Source organism: Acinetobacter sp. N1-1 (assembly GCF_056711485.1).
Genome location: NZ_JBWXUO010000012.1, coordinates 1,326,656 through 1,345,708, shown reverse-complemented (window position 1 = coordinate 1,345,708; position 19,053 = coordinate 1,326,656). Strand labels below are relative to the sequence as shown.

Annotated in this window: 22 protein-coding genes; 9 read left to right on the top strand and 13 right to left on the bottom strand. The window is 35.0% G+C overall.

Going from position 1 to position 19,053, the window contains the following annotated elements:
* Window positions 1-70 precede the first annotated feature (70 nt).
* A complete protein-coding gene (locus AC1MPL_RS06610) occupies window positions 71-442 on the bottom strand; it encodes a hypothetical protein (protein WP_479765012.1) in 372 nt (123 codons plus the stop codon).
* 241 nt (window positions 443-683) lie between these two features.
* On the opposite strand from AC1MPL_RS06610, the gene AC1MPL_RS06605 reads away from it, so the two are divergent.
* Window positions 684-917, top strand: a complete 234-nt coding sequence (locus AC1MPL_RS06605) for a hypothetical protein (protein WP_479765011.1) — start codon at window positions 684-686, stop codon at window positions 915-917.
* A 56-nt stretch (window positions 918-973) separates the two neighbouring features.
* On the opposite strand, the gene AC1MPL_RS06600 is transcribed toward AC1MPL_RS06605, so the two are convergent.
* From AC1MPL_RS06600 to AC1MPL_RS06575, 6 genes are all read right to left on the bottom strand, one after another.
* On the bottom strand, window positions 974-1,372 hold the full coding sequence (locus tag AC1MPL_RS06600; RefSeq protein ID WP_479765010.1) for a hypothetical protein: 399 nt from the start codon (window positions 1,370-1,372) through the stop codon (window positions 974-976).
* Window positions 1,338-1,643 carry a YcgL domain-containing protein gene (locus AC1MPL_RS06595; RefSeq protein WP_479765009.1) on the bottom strand — a complete coding sequence of 102 codons (306 nt, stop codon included), beginning with the start codon at window positions 1,641-1,643 and terminating at the stop codon, window positions 1,338-1,340. The genes AC1MPL_RS06600 and AC1MPL_RS06595 overlap by 35 nt, the downstream gene beginning before the upstream one ends.
* Before the next feature lie 59 nt (window positions 1,644-1,702).
* Window positions 1,703-2,848 (bottom strand): ribonuclease D, encoded by a 1,146-nt coding sequence (locus AC1MPL_RS06590; RefSeq protein ID WP_479765008.1) that lies wholly within the window; start codon window positions 2,846-2,848, stop codon window positions 1,703-1,705.
* A 207-nt stretch (window positions 2,849-3,055) separates the two neighbouring features.
* Window positions 3,056-3,652, bottom strand: a complete 597-nt coding sequence (gene recR, locus AC1MPL_RS06585) for a recombination mediator RecR (RefSeq protein WP_479765007.1) — start codon at window positions 3,650-3,652, stop codon at window positions 3,056-3,058.
* A gap of 16 nt (window positions 3,653-3,668) precedes the next feature.
* Window positions 3,669-3,998 (bottom strand): YbaB/EbfC family nucleoid-associated protein, encoded by a 330-nt coding sequence (locus AC1MPL_RS06580; RefSeq protein WP_023272422.1) that lies wholly within the window; start codon window positions 3,996-3,998, stop codon window positions 3,669-3,671.
* An 18-nt stretch (window positions 3,999-4,016) separates the two neighbouring features.
* A complete protein-coding gene (locus AC1MPL_RS06575; RefSeq protein WP_479765006.1) occupies window positions 4,017-5,204 on the bottom strand; it encodes an O-succinylhomoserine sulfhydrylase in 1,188 nt (395 codons plus the stop codon).
* A 230-nt stretch (window positions 5,205-5,434) separates the two neighbouring features.
* Between AC1MPL_RS06575 and AC1MPL_RS06570 the strand changes: the two genes are divergently transcribed.
* From AC1MPL_RS06570 to AC1MPL_RS06560, 3 genes are all read left to right on the top strand, one after another.
* A complete protein-coding gene (locus tag AC1MPL_RS06570; protein WP_479765005.1) occupies window positions 5,435-6,307 on the top strand; it encodes an NAD(P)-dependent oxidoreductase in 873 nt (290 codons plus the stop codon).
* An 80-nt stretch (window positions 6,308-6,387) separates the two neighbouring features.
* Entirely contained in the window at window positions 6,388-6,657 is a 270-nt protein-coding gene (locus tag AC1MPL_RS06565; protein ID WP_479765004.1) for a YARHG domain-containing protein, read from the top strand.
* A gap of 102 nt (window positions 6,658-6,759) precedes the next feature.
* Window positions 6,760-7,188, top strand: a complete 429-nt coding sequence (locus AC1MPL_RS06560; RefSeq protein WP_479765003.1) for an HIT family protein — start codon at window positions 6,760-6,762, stop codon at window positions 7,186-7,188.
* A gap of 250 nt (window positions 7,189-7,438) precedes the next feature.
* Here AC1MPL_RS06560 and AC1MPL_RS06555 read toward each other — a convergent pair whose 3' ends face one another.
* From AC1MPL_RS06555 to AC1MPL_RS06545, 3 genes are read right to left on the bottom strand one after another with little or no spacing between them, the layout of a single operon-like run.
* Entirely contained in the window at window positions 7,439-8,575 is a 1,137-nt protein-coding gene (locus tag AC1MPL_RS06555) for an MFS transporter (protein ID WP_479765002.1), read from the bottom strand.
* Window positions 8,576-8,579: 4 nt separating this feature from the next.
* A complete protein-coding gene (locus AC1MPL_RS06550; RefSeq protein WP_479765001.1) occupies window positions 8,580-8,879 on the bottom strand; it encodes an ArsR/SmtB family transcription factor in 300 nt (99 codons plus the stop codon).
* Between the two features lie 58 nt (window positions 8,880-8,937).
* Window positions 8,938-9,867, bottom strand: a complete 930-nt coding sequence (locus AC1MPL_RS06545) for a LysR family transcriptional regulator (RefSeq protein WP_479765000.1) — start codon at window positions 9,865-9,867, stop codon at window positions 8,938-8,940.
* 203 nt (window positions 9,868-10,070) lie between these two features.
* On the opposite strand from AC1MPL_RS06545, the gene AC1MPL_RS06540 reads away from it, so the two are divergent.
* On the top strand, window positions 10,071-10,703 hold the full coding sequence (locus tag AC1MPL_RS06540; RefSeq protein ID WP_479764999.1) for a LysE family translocator: 633 nt from the start codon (window positions 10,071-10,073) through the stop codon (window positions 10,701-10,703).
* Window positions 10,704-10,756: 53 nt separating this feature from the next.
* Complete coding sequence (gene dctA / locus AC1MPL_RS06535) at window positions 10,757-12,049, top strand: C4-dicarboxylate transporter DctA (protein WP_479764998.1); 1,293 nt, start codon at window positions 10,757-10,759, stop codon at window positions 12,047-12,049.
* Window positions 12,050-12,086: 37 nt separating this feature from the next.
* Here the strand turns inward: dctA and AC1MPL_RS06530 are convergent, their stop codons facing one another.
* Together AC1MPL_RS06530 and AC1MPL_RS06525 are read right to left on the bottom strand one after the other, a co-directional pair.
* On the bottom strand, window positions 12,087-12,689 hold the full coding sequence (locus tag AC1MPL_RS06530) for a YidB family protein (protein ID WP_479764997.1): 603 nt from the start codon (window positions 12,687-12,689) through the stop codon (window positions 12,087-12,089).
* Window positions 12,690-13,109: 420 nt separating this feature from the next.
* Window positions 13,110-13,577: a DUF6231 family protein gene (locus AC1MPL_RS06525; RefSeq protein WP_479764996.1), complete on the bottom strand. Its 468-nt coding sequence runs from the start codon at window positions 13,575-13,577 to the stop codon at window positions 13,110-13,112.
* Window positions 13,578-13,613: 36 nt separating this feature from the next.
* Here AC1MPL_RS06525 and AC1MPL_RS06520 point away from each other — a divergent pair, with 36 nt between their 5' ends.
* On the top strand, window positions 13,614-14,489 hold the full coding sequence (locus tag AC1MPL_RS06520; RefSeq protein ID WP_479764995.1) for a DUF2797 domain-containing protein: 876 nt from the start codon (window positions 13,614-13,616) through the stop codon (window positions 14,487-14,489).
* A 3-nt stretch (window positions 14,490-14,492) separates the two neighbouring features.
* Here AC1MPL_RS06520 and lpxB read toward each other — a convergent pair whose 3' ends face one another.
* Window positions 14,493-15,668, bottom strand: coding sequence for a lipid-A-disaccharide synthase (lpxB, locus tag AC1MPL_RS06515; RefSeq protein ID WP_479764994.1), 1,176 nt, complete (start codon window positions 15,666-15,668; stop codon window positions 14,493-14,495).
* A 152-nt stretch (window positions 15,669-15,820) separates the two neighbouring features.
* Here lpxB and AC1MPL_RS06510 point away from each other — a divergent pair, with 152 nt between their 5' ends.
* Together AC1MPL_RS06510 and AC1MPL_RS06505 are read left to right on the top strand one after the other, a co-directional pair.
* Window positions 15,821-17,902: a TonB-dependent siderophore receptor gene (locus tag AC1MPL_RS06510; protein WP_479764993.1), complete on the top strand. Its 2,082-nt coding sequence runs from the start codon at window positions 15,821-15,823 to the stop codon at window positions 17,900-17,902.
* Between the two features lie 192 nt (window positions 17,903-18,094).
* Window positions 18,095-18,967, top strand: a complete 873-nt coding sequence (locus AC1MPL_RS06505; protein ID WP_479764992.1) for a sulfite exporter TauE/SafE family protein — start codon at window positions 18,095-18,097, stop codon at window positions 18,965-18,967.
* Window positions 18,968-19,053: the final 86 nt, after the last annotated feature.

The window sequence follows — 19,053 nt, the reverse complement described above, 5'->3', positions numbered from 1 at the left end:
TTAAGGTGATCATGCATACAGTACAATAGCTTAAATCATATAATAAACGAAAATATGATTGTTATATGGTTTAGGTAGTTGGAACAATATGGTGAACAAAAACAAAATATAATACAACAGCTAAACAAGCTAAAATTATCATAAGTAATAAAGGATTCACTCCTTTTTCATGATGATGGTCTTCCTCATTACCTTCTACTACAGAAAGCTGTTTTAGCTCCCCATTGTAAATATCATAGAATTGCTTTTGGCTGTTCATATCTAATACTTTTGTAAAAGACAAGATATTTGCACGCTGGGTAAGACCTATATTTCCAACGTTATCATTTTTATGGTATACTGCTTCGTGTAACTGCTTTCTATGAAACTTAGCAAGTGCTTTTACTTGGTTTGTATTAATCGGAAGATCAAAGTCAAATCCGTCTATTGTATATGTATTCATTTTTATAATCCTCTGTTGCCATATTAAAACTAACGTATTTTTTTAATCTTTTAACCTTAGTATACACCCCTTTTTTCTGTTTAGGGTACTGTTCAGATAAACCTGAAAAATTATCATCAACATATCTAACAATTGACAAAATACAATTAATGTAATATTAATTTAACAAATTAAAGTTAAATTATTAAATACTTGGACTTGTGAGAAGTCCTTAAATCATAATGAAAATAAGGAGCTTAATATGATTCAACAACTCTCTCAACACGATCTAGAAACTGTATATGCAACTGCTGTACATACGATCCAATCGCAAATGAACTTTTCAGATGCGGTGAATGACTTAGAAAATGCTGCACGTGCAGGCCATGGGAAAGCTGCTTTATTTTTAGCAGAGCTATACAATCAGGGCTTTCGTGTAGAACGTGATAGCTATAAAGCCCAATATTGGCAAAAGATGGCAACCATGGTTGCTTAATAAAACGTCACCTAGGTGGCGTTTTTTTTGATTTATTTTTCTAATTTAAATACTTCTTATTTTCTTTTTTCTAGAAATTTCAACAAGAAAAATCCAACAATAAATCCTAGCCCAATAACAAATAAAATTGAAGCCAAGTTTATCCATATAAGTGCCTGATCTTTTGTAACTACACCAAATAAGAGTCCAAAAATCGCAGGTGACAATAATGCATTTGTCCCTTCTGAAACTGTTGGTGTAAAAAAGAATGCAAACAATATAAGTGTAGATATCGAACAAAACCGTGAATACGGTTTTGTTATCAGATACCAACAAAGTAAAATAAGAAATGCGCCAATGCCGTAGACACTAATTGCAATCATCTCTTCTGGGAATACATCAAGTAAAGAAAGTACCTGATGTAATATCCCAATGTTTTCACTAGGCACCGCGCAAGCCCTCAGGTGCAACCGCATTCGGGTTAATTAGACCCTCAGGTGGCATTTGCAGAAAGAAACCTTTGGTTTCTAGTGAATCTATCACATGTAAAACATTTGCACGAGCCAGTTTTCGCCCCTCACTTAACTCTAAATGCATTACAAAAGTTGCTCTACCAAATGCTTGACGTACAGCTTCAGGAACAGCCTCTAAGGGATCATGCCCTTCAGTTTTTTTTGCCTCAGGCTGAGATGTAACGTAAATATACATTTCATCTTTTTTACTTGAACGATAAATATCACAGTGCATAAATAGTGCTCTTCATCTTTTAAATATAGAATTTGGTATTTATTGTATCTGAAATTTCTTTATTTGCGTATTTTCATTTGCTGTGTCAAATTTAATTTATCTGTCTGTAATATTTCGAGTAATGGTTTAACTAATAATGGGTAACGCCAACCCGTTAAATAACAAGATAGATGATCTATTTCTTGATGATGAAAAACAACATAATGGTACAACTCATTAAGCCATTTCTTTCGCATAAGAACTGCGCGAGGAACTTCTGTTTCCTGTGCAATACGGTCAATAAGCTCATCAACTTGCTCTGCAACGTCTTTAGAAATTTGTTTTACAGGTCGTGCAAGGCTTAAAGGCCATAAATCTTTTTCAGGTAAAAACTTCAAAAGATCTAAAATAACCTTACCATATTCACGAATAATATTAGGACGCATGCCTTTTATATTTGAAAGCTGAAATTGGTTTTTAGGATTTTTTTCTACAAGCTCAATCATTACATTATTTTTAAGCACAAAGCTTCTTGGAATATTAAGTGCTTTAACAAGTTGTTCACGCCAAACACTTAATTGCTGTAACTGCATCAACTGACGGCGAGAGTGCCTATAATTACCCACATCTTTGTATAGTTCATCTGTAGGGGTTTCTAAACTAATTTCATACGCTAAACTTCGACAATCTTCTTCCACATATTCCAGTAATTTTTTATCTTGCAAATCCTGTTTTATCTTTTCTGCCAATATAGGTAGAAACTCTACGTCATTCGCCGCATAACAAAGTTGCTCTTGGCTTAATGGTCTTGCGGTCCAATCTGAGCGTGTATGATCTTTTTCTATTTCAATATTTAAATAGAGCTGCAATGCATTTTGATAACTCACTTGTAACCCATGCCCTAAAAATGACATTGCTAACTGAGTATCAAACACATTATTAAGCGGTTTTATTTTTGAGTAATGATAATATAAGTCAATATCTTCACTACAAGCATGAAAGATATTTTGCTTTGCTTTTTTTAATTTTGTCCAAAATTCTGTTAGATCTAAATTAACGCCATCCAATAAATAGACGTTCCCACTTACATTAATTTGAAATAGGCCCAACTTTGGCCAAAGTGTATCAACTTTCACAAATTCACTATCTAGTGCATAAGTTAAAGTCTGCTCCATCTCACTTAAAATATGAGATAGTTCATTTTGTTTCTGAATAAGTTGATACATACCGCTGTCTATTACCTAGCTATTAATGAGTATATTTCAATTGAACCACTGTCTTTTTTACTTCTAACGTAGAAAAATGTTTGAGGTACAATCAAATTGTGCATTAGTTTATTCTTTTATACATTAAAAAATTCTTTTTTCATTCTGTGATATACAAAAATCTCATGCCTTTGTATATTTTTTAATAAATGATCATTTAAATTAATATTATTTAAACAGCATACGCTGATGCACAGCTTGGCTTAATGTATGACTATCGACGTACTCTAGCTCACCACCCTGTGGAACCCCCTGTGCAATACGAGACATACGTACAGGCAAATGTTTACATGCTTCTAATAAATAATGTGCTGTCGCTTGCCCCTCTACAGTCGCATTAGTTGCAAGTATAACCTCCTGTATTTTGCCTTCACTTAAGCGATGAATAAAACGAGGAATACCTATTTCATCTGGTCCAACACCATCTAATGGAGACAAATGCCCGCCCAATACATGATATTTCCCATTAAAGCTACCTGTTTGTTCAATTGCCATAACATCCGCTGGCGACTCAACAACACAAATAACGGTTTCATCACGATGATGTGATGCGCAAATATCACAAACCCTATTTTCTGTCAAAGAGTTACAAACTTCACAACTATGAATATGTTGAGCAGCTTCACTCAAAGCATTTGCTAATAGCATAGCACTCTCACGATTTTTCATCATAAGATGCAATGCCATGCGCTGAGCCGACTTTGGCCCAACACTTGGCAAACGGCGTAATGCGTGTACTAAGTCATCAAATTTATGACTAAACATGCATAACCCCTCTCAATTAAAATAGGCCTGCAAGACCAGGTGGAAGCCCTGTACCTGAATTAGCATCTTTCATTTTTGCTTCCGAAATTTCTTCCGCTTGACGAGATGCATCATTCATTGCAGCTGCAATTAAGTCTTCAACCATATCTGCATCATCCTGTAAAAGTTCAGGATTAATTTCAATACGTTTCACTACATGACGACAAGTCATCGTAACTTTTACCAAACCACCACCAGCTTCTGCATGAACTTCTGTTTGTGCAAGTTCTTCTTTTGCTTTTTTCGCATTCGCTTCAACATCTTTTTGCATGCGTTGCGCTTGCTGCATCAGCATATTAATATTCATACCAAAAGCTCCAAACTTTTAAATCAAATCTAAACCACGAGATAAGTCACGAATAATATCATGAATATCTTCTAAACCAACAGAAAGTCGAATCAAGCCATCACTAATTCCTGCCGCTTGCTGTGCTTCTTTTGATAATTTTCCATGTGTTGTCGTTGCAGGATGGGTAATGGTCGATTTCACATCGCCTAAATTACCTGTAATAGAAATGAACTGCGTACTATCGATAACTTTCCATGCAGCATCTTTTCCACCTTTCACTTCAAATGAAACAATGCCACCAAAACCTGATTGCTGTACTTTAGCTAACTCATGACCAGGATGGCTTTCAAGACCCGAGTAATATACTCGTTCTACTTTTTCATGCTTTTCTAGCCAGTTTGCAACTGCTTGTGCGCCCTCACAGTGGGCTTTCATTCGTAACTTTAATGTCTCTAAGCCTTTTAGAAAAACCCATGCATTAAATGGACTCATAGAGGGTCCTAATGTACGAACCACACCAAAAATTTCTTCTAATAAATCATGGTTTCCAACAACTGCACCACCTAAAGCTCGTCCTTGCCCATCAATATATTTAGTTGCTGAGTACACAACTAAATCTGCACCAAATTTAATTGGCTGCTGTAAAACAGGCGTACAAAATGTATTATCTACGACTAGAAGTGAATTATTTTGGTGTGCAATTTCAGCAATTGCTGCCATATCTCCAATCATCGCCAATGGGTTTGATGGTGACTCTAAGAAGAAGAGCTTTGTATTCTCACGAACTGCTGATTTCCATTGGGTCAAATCAGTTAAGTCAACATAAGTTACTTCAACACCAAACTTTGTAATGTAGCGATCAAACAAGCCAACAATAGAGCCAAAAATATCTCTTGAGCATACAACATGATCACCTGCCTTTAGATAAGCCATCATAATTGCCAAGATAGCCCCCATGCCTGAGCCTGTTGCAACAGCACGTTCACCACCATCTAATGCAGCCAGTCTTTTTTCAAACATACTAACTGTCGGGTTGGTAAAACGAGAGTAAATATTTCCTTTTTCTCTACCCTGAAACTTATCAGCCGCTTCCTGTGCATTTTTATAAACAAAAGATGAAGTTAAAAAGATTGGCTCTCCATGCTCACCTTCATGTGTACGAGTATGCCCAGTTCTAATTGCTAAAGTATCCAGTTGAAATTGGTCATATTCTTCTTGGTTCATAGCATTTCACTCATGTTATTCACTTATATTCCATTCATTGTGAGTGCCAACTTATAAACTGGTCAAGTAAAAAAAAAGAAACGACTCATTAACTCAAAAAATTTCATGTTTATAAGTGTAAAAATGAAAAAAACTATAAAACTTCGTTTATGATTGTTGAAAAACACCCAATTCAGTAGACTGAAAATATAACTTTTAAATCAATTACAATCAAAACATCAGAGGTAGCTATGACACAAATTGTTTCTTTTATTGGACTTGGTGCAATGGGTTATCGCATGGCAGCACATTTACCAAAGCATTTCTCGAAAGTACTCGTATGGAATAGAACCTCAAAGAAAGCTGAAGAACATGCCACAACATATGGTACACAGGCCGTCACCTTACAAGAAGCTGTGCAAGCAGATATTATCTTTTCATGTTTGCCTACAAGTGCAGATGTAGAAAATCTTATTCAGCCTTTAAATATCAAATCAGGTGCAATTTGGATAGACTGTACTAGCGGCGTTTCTGAAAGTGCTAAAAAGCTAGAAATTCAATTAAAAGAAAAAAATATTGTGTACTTGGATGCACCTGTCAGTGGACAGACGATTGGTGCAGAGAATGCAACACTTACATTTATGGTTGGTGGCAACATAGATGCTTTTGAAAAAGCATTACCTGCAATGCAAGCACTAGGGAAACTTATAAAACACGTTGGCGACTCAGGTGCAGGATTTGCAGTTAAAGCTGTCAACAATATGCTAATGGCCGTACATTTATGTGCTGCATGTGAAGGAGCTTCCACATTAAAATCTCACGGCGTAAATCTACAAGAAGCTTTTGAGTGTATTAATGCTTCAAGTGGGCAAAGTACTGTCACTTCTTCTGTGTTACCACAACGTATTTTTAATCGTAGTTTCCCAAATACTTTTGCCTTGCCTCTCCTTGCTAAAGATACAGGCATTGCTTTAGACCTCGTACAAAGTGCTAAGCTTTCAGCACCAGTTATTGCGGCCTCACAAAGTTTAATTCAAGCTGCAAGTAATCTTGTAGACCCGAATAGTGACTTCTCGAACGTTGCAAAAATGTATGAAATGCTCAATAAAGTGACTATTGAATAAAGCACTTGATTTTGCGTATTCTTTACCCATATAAATAGCATGTGTTATAAAGCACAATTCATTTGTTTGAGGAAACGCTCATGAAAAAGTTATCTGCTGTACTTACTGCAACTGTGCTTAGCTCACTTGGCACATATGCATTTGCAGCACCTGCAACTCAGGCGTGTCAGAAACTACAAGATGACTATAATCTTATTTATGCAGCAAAAGGGTTCTGTTTTAAAGATAATGAAGCAATAGCAAAATATGGCAATGATAATTGCTACACAACTAAACCTAAATTTTCTGAGCGTGAACAAGCACGTTTAGACCAAATTAAAACGCAACAAAAATCACTTAACTGCGATTAATACTATTTTAAAGGTTCACTGCAATGTGGTGAACCAAGACTTTCCCTTCCCCCCTTATATCGTATACTCTATTGTTTTAACCTTATAATTAAGTGCTAAAACATGCCTACACATTACGATACTCAAAATATATTTGCTAAAATACTTCGTGGCGAAATTCCTGCAATTAAAGTTTATGAAGATGATCGTACACTCGCATTTATGGATATTATGCCTCAGGCTGCAGGACATACACTTGTTATTCCTAAAGCAGAAGCTGTGACTTTATTAGACCTCTCTGCAGACGATGCTGCCTATACTATCCAAATAGTACAAAAAATCGCTAAAGCTATTGAAAAAGCATTAAGTAAATCTGGTATTGTTCTTATGCAGCTATCTGGTGAAAGCGCAGGTCAAACCGTCCCACATATACACTTTCATCTCATTCCAAGCTCTATACATGAGTTACGCAAGCACGCTACTGAAATGGGAGATCAAGAAGAAATAAAAGCGATTGCTGAAAAAATTAAGTTGGCTTTAGAGCAAATATAATCTTGGTAGGTTGAAGCTTTGCCTATAAATATAAGGAAAAGCTTCAAAATTCCTTTAGTATTTAAACTTCAAGTGGATTAACTAACATAGTAACCTTATTGTTTTACACCTACTACATATTACGTATTTGCTTAGAAGACTATTCTTACATCTGTACCAATATACCAACCAGATAACTAACCCACTAGATACTAGTAAATCGTTTTATCTAAAGCTTTCTACCTATAGATTTTATTTAATAAAAAATTAGTTATATACCATCAACTCCCATATCTCTGTGGCGGCAATGTATATATAAAGTTAATCCTAAAACAAGGATTAAGATAATTGGTAATTCTTGTAACCATTGCATATATGCAATAAAAGAAGCCAATGCTGTACCCAATGCACCGCCCAAATAATTTAAAGAAGAATTTAAAGCCAATATATTCTGATGAGATATTTTTGAAATGGATGTTAAGCGATGCTGTTGAGGAGCAATACTAGACCAACCTGCATATCCCCATATAAAACAAGCAAAAACTATAAGCTGCCATTGCCCTGAAAATAATAAAATAAAACTTATGATAAGAAGAAATAGAACCAATATTGTCATTGTCTGACTTGAGATATAATTATCCAATAACTTTCCAACCGAAAATGCACCAATACACCCTCCAATTCCCCACAACCACATTGCATAAATATCAACTTTCATGAGACCTTGAATAAATAATAGCTGACCTAAATAGCTGTACAGTCCAAGTGATGTAAACCCAGTCAAAAATGTCACCATTAAAATAGGAACGGTCTTAGAATTAATTATATTCTTACTAAATATTGATGCTCTAGTAGTGATCAATGGAATACTTGAGCGGTTCAATAACAATGCCAATAGACCTACACTTGATAGTCCAATAATACAAAGAATTGTAGTTTTCCATGTATATATCTGAGACAGCCATAAGCCAAATGGAACTCCGAAAGCAGTTCCAACACTCAATCCTGCAAGTACAATTGCTATTGCCTGACCTTTATTTTCCTCACCACTCAATTTAATGGCTGTTGCAAAAGCAAGTGGTGAAAAAATACCTGCTCCTACACCAGCGACTAGGCGACCTAATATAAATACAGAGAATGAGGTTGCACAAACTGTAAAAATATTACCAACAATAAAGACACTAACTGCCAATTGTAACAAATAAGAAGTATAGATACGCTGAAAAAGCTTTCCAAAAATTGGCGTACTTAATGCATAAGCGAGTGTAAATATAGCAATGCCTAAACCGACCTGTTCAGGATGACTTCCTATACTTTGTGCAATAGATGGGAGTAATCCTGAAAGTACATAAGCATCTAACCCTAAAGCACAATTCATTAGGCAAAGAAACCAAAGCTTTTTAAACATGCTTCTACTCCTTTAACAGAAGTAGCATTAACTCAGGATACTTCTGTTCAAAGGTTTCTTTACGAATAGAAATCCAACAATTTCTACCTTCAGGTTGAGTATAAGTAAGCCCTGCTTCTCTGAGCGTTTTTGTATGATGTGTAAGTGTCGACTTTGGAATATTAGGCACTAATTCCAGACTATTCATTTTATCAACACAGAGTAATTTCTTAATAATTTCTAAGCGTATCGGGTCACTTAATGCAAAAAGAACTTGGCTTAATACAAGTTCATCTAATTTAGGATGATTATAAATACGTGCCATATTATTATTCCAAAATACTCGAACAATAATACTGTTCCATTTTTATCGAACATACAAGCTATTTTTCTAAAACAGGTTCAAGTGCCAATTTCTCCGACAAAAATTGAAGTAAAACACGAAGTTTAATAGGTATATAACGTGTAGGCGGATATAAAAACCATGCGTCACCACTATAATATGTTTCAAAATACCATTCAGGAAGGACATGAACGAGCTCACCTGTTGCTAATGCATTTTTCGCAACAAAATAAGGTAAACTCGCAATACCTAAGTGCTGTAATGTTGCACTAAGTCGAATACTCGTATGGTTTGCAAAGTATCTTCCCTTCACATTCACAGTCACCATTTTATGATTTTTGACAAATTTCCATTTTGCATCAATTGGTTGCTCTCCCAAACAAATGCACTGATGCTCTTTCAAATCATGAGGATGCTCAATAGGTGAATGTGTTTTGATATAATATGGTGTCGCAACAATTACATGATCAATCGGCAAAAGCTTTTTACCCATTAAAGCACCCGAAGGAGACTTTGTAATGCGAATTGCTGCATCTACATTGTCATCAATAAAATCAATATAACGATCTTCCAACAACATTTGCACATTAATTTGCGGATATTTCTCTAAGAACTCGGGTAAGTGTGGATGAATTAAATAATGTCCAATCGCCTTAGGCACACTAATACGTACCGTACCATAAGGTTCATCATTAAATTTTCCAGAGCTTTCCATCACAGCTTCAGATGCATTCACCATATCTAAACAATGTGCATAAATATGCTTACCACCCTCGCTCAATCTTAATTTTCGAGTTGTTCTATGCAATAGCCGTGTTGCTAATACTTTCTCCAACCGAGAAACAGCACGACTCACTGCAGACGGCGTTTGACCAATTTGACGGGCTGTTTCAGAAAAACTTCCTGTTTCAACAACTTTTACAAATACAGCCATCTCTTGCAAGAGGTTCATACTTCTATTTGTGCTCATGAGACAAAAATGTTTTGATTTTTAGATAGATTATCACGAGTCATATTCTCTTATACACTCTATATATCTAATGTAGAGAGTATTCATATGTATATTTATTTTATTAAACAAGGTCTTATAAAAAATCTATCTCATATTTCTAAATAGCAATTCAATAGAACATTATAAAAACTTCTTACCTTTATTTATTGTAGAGCATAACCATGTGGCTTCATGAATTCCTTATCTTAGCATGCGTACATTTTCTAGCTGTCATTTTACCAGGACCAGACTTTGGGCTAATCGTACGCCAAAGTATTCGATATGGCCGAAAAATGGCTTGTATTAGTGCGATTGGTATCGGTTGCGGTATATCTGTGCATGTTTTTTATACACTTATTGGGCTTAGTTTTCTTATTAAGCAAACACCTTGGCTGTTATTTACATTAAAAATTCTAGGTGCTTGCTATCTTTTATACTTAGGTATTTTATTTATACGTAGCTCTCCTACACCCCAAGTTGCGATTCAAGAAAATAAACCTCTAGACTCGCAAGAAATGAGCAGATGGCGTGCATTTTACTTAGGCTTTATTACCAATGCACTTAACCCTAAAGCGACGCTCTTCTTTTTATCTATTTTCACAACACTCATTAATCCATCAACACCACTGATTATTCAAACATTTTATGGTGTTTGGATGTGTAGCATTAATGCGCTTTGGTTTGTTTTCGTGAGTTTTATTTTTTCTAATACAAAGGTAAGAACTGCATTTCTCAATCAAGGAAAACTTTTTGAGCGTATTATGGGCATTATTTTTATTGTTATTGCCACAAAGCTCATTTTTAGCCAAATTTAATTTTGGAATAGTTATTGCATCTATTCTCAATAAATATCAGATTGGGAATAGATATGCTACAACTACTCAAGAAAAACCTATTTTTACAGGTCGTCATTGCATTAATACTTGGTATTTTTTTAGGTATTACAGCCCATCCATTTGCCTTGAGCCTAAAGCCACTTGGTGATGGCTTTATATCCCTCATCAAGATGCTCATTGCACCTATTGTTTTTTGTGTCATTACCCTTGGCATTTATGGTGCAGGTGATATTAAAAAAATGGGCCGTGTAGGCACAAAAACTATTCTTTACTTTGAAATTATTTCAACAATTGCACTGGTACTTGGCATTGCTATAGCTTACATATTTAAGCCTGGTGCAAATATGAATATTCAACTCACAAGCTTACATAGTAATGACTTGAATACCTATGTTCAACGCGCACAGCACTTACAATCTATTCCTGATTTTTTTCTACACCTTATTCCAAATACAATCTTTGATGCATTTACCAAAGGCGATATTTTACAAGTACTCATTATCGCTGTTTTATTTGGCGTAAGCATGCTACTTGTACCCCAAAATATTGCAATGCCAACGAAAGCATTCATTGAGTCTATTTCTGAAATTTTATTTAAAATGATGGGTCTGATTATTCGTTTAGCACCTTTTGGTGTACTTGGATCTGTTGCGTATACCACAGCTCAATTTGGTTTAGACTCTCTATTTAAATTAAGCTATCTCATCATACTTTTTTATATTACATGTACGATTTTCATTGTCTGTATTCTTGGCTCTATTTTAAAAATTTCAGGTTTAAATATTTTTAAATTTCTTCATTATTTTAAAGAAGAACTTCTCATTGTATTAGGTACAGCCTCATCGGATGCTGTACTGCCACAAATCATGCAAAAATTAAAAAATCTAGGTATTAAAGACAGCACAGTAGGACTTGTCATTCCTACAGGCTATTCCTTTAACTTAGATGGCTTCTCAATTTATTTAACCCTTGGTGTTATTTTTATTGCGCAAGCTTGCAATATAGACCTCAGCCTATCTCACCTACTACTTATACTTTTTGTATCCCTACTTACATCAAAAGGTGCACATGGTGTTCCTGGTTCAGCAATTGTTATTCTTGCAGCAACCCTTTCAATTATTCCAGATATTCCAACCATTGGGCTTGTATTATTACTTTCCATAGATTGGTTTATTGGTATTGTAAGAGCAATTACCAATCTTATTGGAAACTGCGTGGCAACTGTTTTCATTGCAACATGGGAAAAAGATATTGACCTTACAAAAGCCAAAGATGTTTTAAAAACACATCCCAAAAGTTCAGCAATCCCGATTATACAGAAATAAAAAAGGTGGCCTAAGCCACCTTTTTTATTTTATTAAATTACTTCAAAAAACCTGAAACCATACCTAACACTTTTTGAATATCATCATTTGCTTCTTGATTATTGGTTTGCTCACCTTTTGGTGTTAAAGCATTAATAATTTGTGGTAATACTGTACCAATTGCACCATAAACATCTTGCTTATCTGTTTGAGTTTGCTCTGCAACCTGCTCTACTTCTTTGTCGTTAAACAAATTTTGTACATGGTCACTTGCGACATCTGAATGCTCAGACGTTGATGGATCGACCCAGTTTTGTACTTGGCTTGTCAAACCAGAACCACGTAATTTATCCAAAGCTGCTTGTAATCCACCTTGTTGTTGAATCCAAGAAAGAATTAAAGGAACAACAGCAAATAAAAGTGATTGTGCACCAGAGGAACTATTACCTTGTTCACTTCCAGTATTTGAACCACCAGTTAGTGATCCCAAAACACTTCCAAGCATTCCACCTAAACCACCACTAGATGAATTACTTTGGTTGCTACCAAGTTGCCCCAAAACTGAACCTAGCATACCTCCAAGCCCTGAACTATCTTGACTCGATTGCCCACCCAATGCTTGTTTTGCTAAACTTTCCACAATGCTTGTTAAATCAGTCATTTATAACCTCTACAACTTATAGTTAGATGTTGAAATATTATCGTATTTTACAATAAGCTTCTGTTGTTTTTTGATATAGGTAACAACTGTAACTTAAATAAAATGTATTTCTTGTTTAGATAAATTTATATCGTTTATATTTTAGAGATTACAATAATATTTAAAAAAATCATAGTCATACATATAAAATAAAGTAGAAATCAAGCTCAATAAATAAAAAAAAGATGAATACACAACTAAGTTGTCAAAGTTTCCAATAAAGTTCAAAAGTACTATAGAACCTTTCTTACTTTTAACTCTTGTTCTAGGAACTATAAGCACAAATAACTTTAGATACATATATTTTTGGTAAAGCAAATGTACCCTTCAACTCAAATAATTTCTTTAGAAATATTGACTTATCTTATTATAAATAACGAATTACCAACGAAATTTATTCCAATTCTCTGGGTTGGCCCAAAACTTTGAATTGAGCCAATCTGGAGTATTTTTATAGCTTAAAATATTAAACTGCCAAATCGTTTGATGTGAATTTTGAAATGGATTATCAGCGATTTGTGTTAACCCCAAAGATCGCATAAAAACATCATCTTCTTGCGGTGCAATAACAACAACATGCTTTGCCCATAAATCACGCAGCTTTACAATAATCTGACCACGCTCTAATTGAGAGTAGCGATCTAGATCATCACTAAAAACCACAAAACCCAAATCATAACGCTGTGTAAATGGCAGACTTAAAATTTCAGATGCGTTAAAATACTGCCATTGTATTTTTTTATTCAAATCATATTGGGCAATATCTTGCCCAATACATAATGCAGTTTTTAATGACTGTATCCGAGTTAAATCGTCTAGCAAAGAAGCAATGACATTTTGCTCACTCATAAACTGCACCCTTTAAAATCTTAGCGAGAATTTTGTATGGAATTTCAAGGCATTTGCCGTAAAATGCATGCTGATTTAGCCAACCACAGTATTACACCACATGATACAGAGCAGGCAAATGTTGAATATACCTTTATTTTAGATAACTCAAAAGTAGATATACCCTTTTCAGTCGGTCAGCATATAGAAATATCTTGGACAGGAAATATCTATTGCACATCATGTGGAAAAAAAACACCTAAATCTTACTCCCAAGGTCACTGCTTTAAATGTTTTAAAACAAAAGCGGAATGTGACATGTGCATTATGAAGCCTGAAACGTGTCATTACCATATGGGTACATGCCGAGAAGAAGATTTTGCACAACGTATTTGCTTTCAGCCGCATATTGTTTATCTTGCAAACTCAAGCGCGCTTAAAGTCGGTATTACACGTCTTGGTCAAATGCCAACACGCTGGCTTGACCAAGGTGCGACCCAAGCACTTCCTATTATGAAAGTAGGTTCTCGTCGTTTATCTGGTCACTTAGAAACAATGTTTGCCGAACAAGTTGCCGATAAAACAGATTGGCGAAAACTTCTGAAAGGTGAAGCAGAACCTCTCAACCTGATACAAACACGAGATGAATTACTTGGAGAGTTCCAAGATCAAATTGAAGAAATCAGCGATGAATTTTCTTTAAATATAGAGTTTGATGAAGATGTTAAAATTCTTGCAAATGAAAAACAGCGTGAATTTATTTACCCTGTGCAAACCTATCCAACGAAAATAAAATCACATAACTTAGATAAGACCCCTATTATTGGAGGAGTCTTACAAGGTATTAAAGGTCAATATTTAATCTTTGACACAGGTGTCATTAATATTCGCAAATATACAGGCTATGAACTTAAACTTCATTTCTCACTTTAATTTTCAATGCTTTACTAGGTTTAGAATAGCTTGCACAGGATCTTCAGTATTGCCTGAAATAAGCTGTTTATGTGCTGTTAGATGTTGCATTTTCTGAATTTGTGCAGTTTCTTGGTTCACTAATTTTTTGAGCGCTTGTGCAAGACTTTCTGCCGTTGCATTTTCTTGTACAAGCTCCTCAATTACTTTTTTCCCTGCAATAATATTAGGTAATGAAAAGTAAGGAATTTTCACCATTCTTTTTGCAATCTGATATGTAAACCAATTTAACTTATAAAATGTGACCATCGGTTTATGGAGTAGCATTCCTTCAAGTGTTGCTGTTCCTGAAGCAAGTGCCACAATATCACTCGCTGCCATGACCTGCCGACCTATTTTTGACTCTGTATGTGTATTATCTAAGATATGTACTTTATTCTGAAAATCTAATGAATATGTAGATAGCACCTCTTTAATTTGTCCTTTTCTCTTTTCATTAATTGCGGGCACTAAATACTCATAATTTGGATAATCTCTTTCCAAAATTTCCGCCGCACCAAATACCAATGGCGCTAAACGCTCAACCTCACCACGGCGACTTCCGGGTAATAATGCAATATAGTCAGTTTCTGTATTTAAGTTTAAATCTACTTTAGCACCAGATACATCATTTTCTAGAGGCATATTTTTCGCAAGCGGATGTCCAACAAAAATTGCAGGAACTGCATGCTTTATATAAAACTGTTTTTCAAATGGAAATAAACACAAAACCAAGTCAATCGTTTTTTGAATGCCTAAAACGCGCTTTTGTCGCCATGCCCAGACAGATGGGCTGACATATTGAACTGTCTTAATTGGTAGATTATTTTGCTTAATTTTCTTAGAAAGGCGTAAATTAAAATCAGGTGCATCAATACCAACAAATACATCTACAGGATCTTTTTTCCATTTTTCAACTAAACCATCACGTATAGCAAATAAGGCCTTTAGGTCTTTTAAAACTTCTACAATACCCATCACAGATAAAGTTTCCATAGGAAAAAAACTTTGAAAGCCTTCCGCAATCATTTGTGGTCCACCTACTCCTTCAAATATGGCTTCAATACCTTGTGATTTAAATTGGCGTATAAGCTCAGCACCTAAAGTATCGCCTGAAACCTCACCAACCACCATACCTATTCTTAAAGGCTGCTTTTGCACAAATGTTATTCCCTTATCGTATTCTCTCACTATTATACGCATTCGGTATAAGACATAAAGTCACCCTTTTTAAATAAAAAAGATATTGATAATCATTATTGATTGAATAATAAAAAAATATATAATCATGTTTTATTTTTGGTGAAATTATAATGACCAAACACTTACTTTATACTTGTATTATTAGCTGTATATACAATACTGCTTTTGCAGATAATCAGACTCTCCCAACTATTTCGGTACAATCCCAATCGAACACGCAAAGATATTCTGACAACCAATCAAGTACAGCAACCCGTACAAGTACACCAATTCAAGATACACCTCAAGAGATTGTAGTCATCAACAAACATATCTTAAATGATATTCAAGCAACACGATTATCAGATGGCTTAGATATTGCAGGTATTGGACGTGGTAATAATTTTGGTGGACAAGGTCTAACCACATATACTGTTCGTGGTTTTACAAGTGGTGAATATTTTAAAAATGGTTTTCCAATTAATCGTGGCTACCCTAATTCACCCGATAGCGATACAATTGAACGCATTGATATTATTAAAGGCCCTGCTGCAACATTATATGGTCGAACAGATCCGGGAGGTACACTAAATATTGTGAGCAAAACCCCTCAGAATAAGCAGTCTACAGAACTTAGCGCGCTTATAGACAGTGAAGGATTATTTAGAAGTACCATAGATACAACAGGACCTATAAGTCAAACTTTTAGTTACCGTTTAAATGCAATGTCTGAAACAGGTGACACCTATAGAGATGATGTTAAAACAAAAAGATGGGATATTTCCCCTGTTCTGCAATGGCAACCTTCCGATCAAACAAAAGTCATACTTGAGGCTGACTTTCTAAGAAACCAACATCCATTAGATCGAGGCTTTACAAGATACTCAGGACAGAGTAAGACAAACTTTGATCCAAGCACGTACTGGTGGAAGTCTGGCAAAAATAGAAATAACTTAACCAATAACAACGATATGCTACAGCTACGTTTAGAACAAGCACTAAGTCCAAACTGGAAACTCAATATTGGTGGACAATATTTAAAAGGTGACTTACAAGGTTATGCTGTAGAAGCATATGGTTTGAAAGCAAATACCAATGGTAACGTCATTACACGTAACTACAATTGGCGTCATTTATCATGGGAAGATAAAGATTTCCAAGCGAGTGTTACAGGTCAATTTAACTTTCTTAACATGCAACATACACTTATTACAGGAATCGAGCTTGAAGAGTATGACTACAGCTCTTTAATTATTCGCTCTCCTACCAGTGCTAATTTTGATTTAAATATAAATCAGCCAGCTCTAGGTCAAACACTTCCTGCACTGACAAATGTCACAACACGTGATCATGAAAATTTACGCAGTCAGGCATACTTCGTTCAAGATCAAATTTCTCTATCTTCACAGTTAAAAGCATTATTAGGTCTGCGCTACGAAACATACAAAGATAAATATACAGATTTTCTAACATCTTCAGGCTGGATGGCAAATGAAGATGCGCTTATCCCTCGCTTAGGTTTTATTTATACGCCAAATGATGACTTCAGCATCTATACAAGTGTAAGTAAGTCATTTAAGCCGAATATAGGTGCCGATCGCTTTGGTAAAGGGTTCGCTCCTGAAACAGGTATTTCATATGAAATAGGTTCTAAATGGAAAATTATTCCCAATCGATTAAATATAGATGCAACAGTATATTACACAAAGAAAAATAATGTACTTACTCTAGACCCAGCAGATACAACCAAATCCATTGCAGCAGGTGAAGTTTCTAGCAAAGGGATTGATTTAAATATTATAGGGCAAATTACAGATGCACTTAAAATTATTGGAAATTATGCCTATGTAGATGCTTCCGTAGTTAAAGATAATACTCTGAAGAAAGGAACGCGCCTTGCAAACATTCCTAAAAACACTCTAAATATTTTAGCAATGTATGACATTCAATCAGGACAATTCAGTGGATTAAGTTTAGGGGTGAATCAACACTTCATAGACCGAAGAAAAGGGGTCACTTCAAATACAAGCTATGATATGCCCGCTTACGCCACTACAGATTTAATTGCAATATATAAAGCAACTGAGAATTTAAAGTTTAGTTTCAATATCAGAAATATTTTTGATAAAAACTATGATAGCAGCTCATTTAATATGTATGTCTATCCTGGACAAGGCAGAAATGCACAGCTTGGTATCACCTATAAATTTTAACTTCATCTATACCTCATATACTTAAAGCAATATGAGGTATATTTAAAAATTCGTTGTGGTCCCTTACTTTTAAATAATAAATAATTCTCATTTGCTTTTTAGTTTTTAAGATAAGTAAATGAATAATCAAGACAACTTAACTCCAAAAAAAGTCATAAGATATGCATATTTTAAGATACTGGCATAATCACAATGTATGACGCGCTTCAATTTATATTTGCAGGGATGGTCGTTGGCTTTTGTGTCGGCATTACAGGTGTGGGTGGCGGATCCCTAATGACACCTATGCTTATAGGTCTATTTAAAATAGAACCACATATTGCTATTGGTACAGACCTTATTTACGCTTCTATTTCCAAATTTTGTGGCTCTTTAGTACATGCAAAAAAATTAAATGTAGTTTGGCCAATTGTACTTTGGCTATCGCTTGGTAGTATCCCAGCATCATTTGCAACGCATTGGGTACTTGAACACTATCTTAGCCAATCAACAGTCTATAAATCAGTGCTAACAATGGTACTTGGTTTTATGCTCACACTTACAGGTGTTTCAATTATTTTTCGAAATAAAATTGAAAACTTTTTCAAACGGTTTCATGGTAACAACAATGAAGCTCACCCTGTTGAAATTACAAGTAAAAAAAGAATTTACATTATTTTAATGGGCGTGGTTCTTGGAGTGTTTGTCACGTTGTCCTCTGTAGGTGCAGGTGCATTTGGTGTTATGGCACTCATCTTACTTTTCCCTAACTTACCTATGATCCGTATTATAGGTTCAGATGTTGTACATGCTGTATGCCTAACCTTTGTTGCAGGACTTGCACATATGAGTTCTGGTAACGTAGATTTTCATCTACTTGGTTGGCTCTTGGTTGGTTCTATACCATCTATTATTATAGGCACCCTTATTAGTAGCAAAATGCCCGAACAATTTATTCGTAAAATTTTAGGTATTACACTTTTACTATTAGGCATCAACTTTATGCTGCATCCAACAAAAACTAAACCTGTACAACATACAGCACCACAACAAACTACCATCATTAAAAATCAACATTCAACTTAACTAATAAGCTCATGTACTTAACTATTTAAGACACAACAATTATATTTGTCTTTTTAATACATGAGCTTTATAGTTTAAAATTATTC

Bases quoted from the DNA above. Each gene is read 5' to 3' on its own strand.
- AC1MPL_RS06610 (WP_479765012.1), bottom strand. From the start codon at position 442: ATGAATACATATACAATAGACGGATTTGACTTTGATCTTCCGATTAAT.
- AC1MPL_RS06605 (WP_479765011.1), top strand. From the start codon at position 684: ATGATTCAACAACTCTCTCAACACGATCTAGAAACTGTATATGCAACT.
- AC1MPL_RS06600 (WP_479765010.1), bottom strand. From the start codon at position 1,372: ATGCGGTTGCACCTGAGGGCTTGCGCGGTGCCTAGTGAAAACATTGGG.
- AC1MPL_RS06595 (WP_479765009.1), bottom strand. From the start codon at position 1,643: ATGCACTGTGATATTTATCGTTCAAGTAAAAAAGATGAAATGTATATT.
- AC1MPL_RS06590 (WP_479765008.1), bottom strand. From the start codon at position 2,848: ATGTATCAACTTATTCAGAAACAAAATGAACTATCTCATATTTTAAGT.
- recR (WP_479765007.1), bottom strand. From the start codon at position 3,652: ATGTTTAGTCATAAATTTGATGACTTAGTACACGCATTACGCCGTTTG.
- AC1MPL_RS06580 (WP_023272422.1), bottom strand. From the start codon at position 3,998: ATGAATATTAATATGCTGATGCAGCAAGCGCAACGCATGCAAAAAGAT.
- AC1MPL_RS06575 (WP_479765006.1), bottom strand. From the start codon at position 5,204: ATGAACCAAGAAGAATATGACCAATTTCAACTGGATACTTTAGCAATT.
- AC1MPL_RS06570 (WP_479765005.1), top strand. From the start codon at position 5,435: ATGACACAAATTGTTTCTTTTATTGGACTTGGTGCAATGGGTTATCGC.
- AC1MPL_RS06565 (WP_479765004.1), top strand. From the start codon at position 6,388: ATGAAAAAGTTATCTGCTGTACTTACTGCAACTGTGCTTAGCTCACTT.
- AC1MPL_RS06560 (WP_479765003.1), top strand. From the start codon at position 6,760: ATGCCTACACATTACGATACTCAAAATATATTTGCTAAAATACTTCGT.
- AC1MPL_RS06555 (WP_479765002.1), bottom strand. From the start codon at position 8,575: ATGTTTAAAAAGCTTTGGTTTCTTTGCCTAATGAATTGTGCTTTAGGG.
- AC1MPL_RS06550 (WP_479765001.1), bottom strand. From the start codon at position 8,879: ATGGCACGTATTTATAATCATCCTAAATTAGATGAACTTGTATTAAGC.
- AC1MPL_RS06545 (WP_479765000.1), bottom strand. From the start codon at position 9,867: ATGAGCACAAATAGAAGTATGAACCTCTTGCAAGAGATGGCTGTATTT.
- AC1MPL_RS06540 (WP_479764999.1), top strand. From the start codon at position 10,071: ATGTGGCTTCATGAATTCCTTATCTTAGCATGCGTACATTTTCTAGCT.
- dctA (WP_479764998.1), top strand. From the start codon at position 10,757: ATGCTACAACTACTCAAGAAAAACCTATTTTTACAGGTCGTCATTGCA.
- AC1MPL_RS06530 (WP_479764997.1), bottom strand. From the start codon at position 12,689: ATGACTGATTTAACAAGCATTGTGGAAAGTTTAGCAAAACAAGCATTG.
- AC1MPL_RS06525 (WP_479764996.1), bottom strand. From the start codon at position 13,577: ATGAGTGAGCAAAATGTCATTGCTTCTTTGCTAGACGATTTAACTCGG.
- AC1MPL_RS06520 (WP_479764995.1), top strand. From the start codon at position 13,614: ATGGAATTTCAAGGCATTTGCCGTAAAATGCATGCTGATTTAGCCAAC.
- AC1MPL_RS06510 (WP_479764993.1), top strand. From the start codon at position 15,821: ATGACCAAACACTTACTTTATACTTGTATTATTAGCTGTATATACAAT.
- AC1MPL_RS06505 (WP_479764992.1), top strand. From the start codon at position 18,095: ATGTATGACGCGCTTCAATTTATATTTGCAGGGATGGTCGTTGGCTTT.